The sequence below is a fragment of the Methylobacterium sp. WL12 genome, from assembly GCF_008039475.1.
In the GTDB taxonomy this organism is placed as follows: domain Bacteria; phylum Pseudomonadota; class Alphaproteobacteria; order Rhizobiales; family Beijerinckiaceae; genus Methylobacterium; species Methylobacterium cerastii.
Genome location: NZ_VRUW01000165.1, coordinates 1 through 3,985, shown reverse-complemented (window position 1 = coordinate 3,985; position 3,985 = coordinate 1). Strand labels below are relative to the sequence as shown.

The window sequence follows — 3,985 nt, the reverse complement described above, 5'->3', positions numbered from 1 at the left end:
CTGCACCGCGGCTGGCGGCGGCGCGGCAGGTTGCGGCGCAGGGATGGGCGGCTCGGGGGCGGGCTGAGGCTTCGAGGCGGCGAGTGCGGCGGCCTGCTGCTTCAGGCGGGCGACCTCGCTGTCCTGCGTGCCGACCACGGCGGCGAGGTCGCGCACGATGCCGCTTAAGAGGCCGATCTCGACGGTCAGCTCCTCGACCTCGCGGGGCAGCCCGTCCTGCGCCGCGTCGGCCCGGCCGGCGGCCTCGGTGCGGAGCAGGCGTTTCGACAGTGTGTCGAGCTCGGCCGAGAGCTTGTCGCAGCGCGCCGCCAGCCCGCTCGCGCGGGCGTGGGCGACGAGGGCGCCCAACGCCGCAAACCCTGCGAGCGCGAGGGCGCCGGCCGTCGGCATCAGGGCCGCCAGCGGCGCGAGCACCACGAGGCCGAGCAGCCCCGTCGACCACAGGCCCGCATGCCGGCCGAATCTCCGGACTGTGGGTCGGTTCGCCACGCGTGCCTTCTTGCCTGGAATCATGTGAGGGCCCGGCCTGCATCGCTTGCGGAGCCGAGCCTCCGTTTGTCGCCGAGGGGCCGCGGGGCCGCAAGCGCCGAGGTGCCCAAGCACGGCGGTTTTCCGCGAGTGTGACATCCCCTCGGCCGTCTCCGAGGCCCGCTTGCCACCCCCTTGCCGCACCCGGTCCGACGCCCGAGATCGGGGGCAGGCGAAGTGATGGAGGAACGACATGGACGCGCAAGGCGAACTTCTGATGCGGGTCGAGGGCATGACCTGCGGCGGCTGCGAGGCCTCGGTGCGCCGGGTCGTGCAGCGGATCGATCCGGCGGCCGAGGTCGAGGTCGACCGGGCGCACGAGCGGGTCGCGATCCGCACCACCGCCCAGAGCCTCGTCCTCGCCGAGGCGCTGACCAAGGCCGGCTACACCGCCACCGGGATGACCGGCTGACGCGGCCTCCGCCCGATCAAGGCGTCCGCCCTGTCGGCAAGCCCGTGCGACGGCTCGCGCCGGCAAATCGAATTTGTCGGCACAACGAATAATTTCGACGCGCTTTTCGACCTCGACTGACGCAAAATGGCGGAATCGACCGGGCGTTGCGCTTGGTCTGGCGCCCGCCGCACGGCAAAAGCCGGCGGAACGGACGTCACGGACAAACCGGACGCCACACGAAGCCCTCGTGCCAAAGGTTGAGGAAACCATGCCCTCAGACATCGAGATCGCCCGCGCGGCGACGCTGAAGCCGATCGCGCAGGTCGCCGAGAAGCTCGGCATCCCCGACGACGCGCTCCACAATTACGGGAAGCACATCGCCAAGCTCGACCACGGCTTCATCGCCGGGCTGGAGGGGCAGCCCGAGGGCAAGCTGATCCTCGTCACCGCGATCTCGCCGACGCCGGCGGGGGAGGGTAAGACCACGACCACGGTGGGCCTCGGCGACGCGCTGAACCGCATCGGCCAGAAGACCATGATCTGCCTGCGCGAGCCCTCGCTCGGCCCCTGCTTCGGCATGAAGGGCGGGGCGGCCGGCGGCGGCAAGGCGCAGGTCGTGCCGATGGAGCAGATCAACCTGCACTTCACCGGCGACTTCCACGCCATCACCTCGGCCCACTCGCTCGCCGCGGCGCTCATCGACAACCACGTCTACTGGGCGAACGAGCTCAACATCGACGTGCGCCGCATCCACTGGCGCCGTGTCGTCGACATGAACGACCGGGCGCTGCGCGCCATCACCCAGTCCCTCGGCGGCGTCGCCAACGGCTTCCCGCGTGAGGACGGCTTCGACATCACCGTGGCCTCCGAGGTCATGGCGGTGTTCTGCCTCGCCAAGGACCTCGCCGACCTCGAGGAGCGGCTGGGCCGCATCGTCATCGCCGAGACCCGCGACCGCAAGCTCGTGACCCTCAAGGACGTGAAGGCCACCGGCGCGATGACCGTGCTGCTGAAGGATGCGCTGCAGCCGAACCTGGTGCAGACGCTGGAGGGCAACCCGGCGCTGATCCACGGCGGCCCGTTCGCCAACATCGCCCACGGCTGCAACTCGGTGATCGCCACCCGCGCCGGCCTCCGGCTCGCCGACTACACCGTGACGGAAGCCGGCTTCGGCGCCGACCTCGGTGCGGAGAAGTTCTTGGACATCAAGTGCCGGCAGGCGGGCTTGTCGCCGTCTGCCGTCGTCATCGTCGCGACGGTGCGCGCGCTGAAGATGCACGGCGGCGTCAACAAGAAGGACCTCGGGTCCGAGAACGTCGACGCCCTCGAGAAGGGTTTTGCCAACCTCGCCCGGCACGTCACCAACGTCCGCGGCTTCGGACTGCCGGTGGTGGTCGCGGTCAACCACTTCTATGCCGACACCGACGCCGAGCACGCCAAGCTCCGCGACCTCTGCCGCGAAAAGCTCGACGTCGAGGCGATCACCTGCAAGCACTGGGCGGAGGGCGGCGCCGGCGCCGAGGCCCTGGCCCACGCGGTGGTGAACCTGTCGCAGGGCGCGCCCAAGCCCATCACCTACACCTACGAGGCCGAGGCCAAGCTGTCGGACAAGGTCAAGGCGATCGCGACCAAGCTCTACGGCGCGGCCGACATCCAGATCGAGTCCAAGGCGGCGGGCAAGCTCGCTACCTTCGAGAAGGACGGCTACGGCCACCTGCCGGTCTGCATGGCCAAGACGCAGTACTCGTTCTCGACCGATCCGACCCTGATCGGCGCCCCCGACGGCCACGTGGTGGCGGTACGCGACGTGCGCCTCTCCGCCGGCGCCGGCTTCGTCGTGGTGATCTGCGGAGAGATCATGACCATGCCGGGCCTGCCGCGGGTGCCCGCCGCCGACACGATCCGGCTGGACGCGAACGGGCAGATCGACGGGCTGTTCTAGGCGGGGCTCGACGCGTTCTTCCCTCCCCCCTCTGCGGGGGAGGGAAGTGGCGTCACGCCTGCACGGAGCGGACGGCCCGGATCGGGCGCAATTCGTCGAGGTCGTCGTGATGCAGCAGCAGCACGCCGGTGGCGGCGGCGAGCTTGCGGGCGGCGGGGGTGAAGCCGGCGTTCGAGACCACGGCGGCCATGTCGCCCGACCAGTAGCGGGCGGCGGCGGTCGCCTCCTGCACGGCGGCGTTGCCGACCGGCCGGCCGTAGCGCTTGCACTGGACCACGAGGCGGGTCGCGCCCTGCTCGGCGACGATGTCGGCGCCCTGGTCGCCGCTCGCCGGCGTGGCGTGCGTGCGCCAGCCGCCGCGTTCCAGCCGCCCGGCGCAGAACCGCTCGTAGGGGATGCCGTCCTCCGGCGCCGCGTCCTCCTCGGGGAGGTCCACCGCGTCGGTCACCGCCTCGACGATCGCGCGGATCGTGTCGGGCCTCGCTTCGCACAGGTCGGCGAAGCCGCGGGCGGTCAGGTCCGGCACGAGGGTGCGCGCGACGAAGTAGTCGCGCTCGCGCAGCCAGCCGTCGAGGATGCGGTTGCCGTAGGCGTCGACGAAGCTTTCCTGCCGCCGGCGCAGGGCCAGCGTCCGGGCATGGCGGCGGGCCACCTTGCGCACGCGGGCGCGGAAGCGCCCCGGCCGCCCGAGATGGCGCAGCAGGACGAGGCCGAGGCCTGCGCCCGAGGCCGCGATGCCGGCGCGCCCGTACCAGAGGGACAGGCCGCCGCCGGCCACCGCGATCCAGAACAGGCGGGCGACAAGGCTGGGCTGGCCGGGCATGAACGACGCCTCACGCGGCCGGCCCCACCGGCCGGCTCCACGCCGACAGCCATCGCACCGGCCGATGCCCGATCCCTGAATCCGCCGGGCGGCGGCGTGGAAAAGCTGTGGATGTCCTCAGGCGGGGGCGAACGAACTGCGCATCATAGCCGGTGAAGCCGCCACCCTCCCCCGCAGAGGGGGGAGGGAAGAACGCGCGGACAGTTTGGCCCGACGCGCGGGTCCAAAAACCCGGATGCCGGCCGATCAGGCCTCGACGGTTTTGCGGCTGCGGCGCGCGGCCGGTGCGGGGGCGGCC

The 3,985-nt window shown here is 71.7% G+C and carries 3 protein-coding genes and 1 pseudogene; 2 read left to right on the top strand and 2 right to left on the bottom strand.

Annotated elements, in window-relative coordinates:
* Positions 1–489 (bottom strand): annotated as a pseudogene (locus FV226_RS26945) (diguanylate phosphodiesterase); the annotation flags it as partial.
* A 232-nt stretch (positions 490–721) separates the two neighbouring features.
* On the opposite strand from FV226_RS26945, the gene FV226_RS26940 reads away from it, so the two are divergent.
* Both FV226_RS26940 and FV226_RS26935 read left to right on the top strand, forming a co-directional pair.
* The gene (locus FV226_RS26940) at positions 722–940 is read left to right on the top strand and encodes a heavy-metal-associated domain-containing protein (protein ID WP_147754650.1); all 219 of its coding nucleotides are present in this window, start codon (positions 722–724) and stop codon (positions 938–940) included.
* 250 nt (positions 941–1,190) lie between these two features.
* Positions 1,191–2,864, top strand: coding sequence for a formate--tetrahydrofolate ligase (locus FV226_RS26935; protein ID WP_147765331.1), 1,674 nt, complete (start codon positions 1,191–1,193; stop codon positions 2,862–2,864).
* Positions 2,865–2,916: 52 nt separating this feature from the next.
* Here FV226_RS26935 and FV226_RS26930 read toward each other — a convergent pair whose 3' ends face one another.
* On the bottom strand, positions 2,917–3,687 hold the full coding sequence (locus FV226_RS26930; RefSeq protein ID WP_147754648.1) for a restriction endonuclease: 771 nt from the start codon (positions 3,685–3,687) through the stop codon (positions 2,917–2,919).
* Positions 3,688–3,985: the final 298 nt, after the last annotated feature.

What these genes read in the sequence shown, in the direction of transcription:
- FV226_RS26940 (WP_147754650.1), top strand. Translation starts at nt 722, where the DNA reads ATGGACGCGCAAGGCGAACTTCTGATGCGGGTCGAGGGCATGACCTGC.
- FV226_RS26935 (WP_147765331.1), top strand. Translation starts at nt 1,191, where the DNA reads ATGCCCTCAGACATCGAGATCGCCCGCGCGGCGACGCTGAAGCCGATC.
- FV226_RS26930 (WP_147754648.1), bottom strand. Translation starts at nt 3,687, where the DNA reads ATGCCCGGCCAGCCCAGCCTTGTCGCCCGCCTGTTCTGGATCGCGGTG.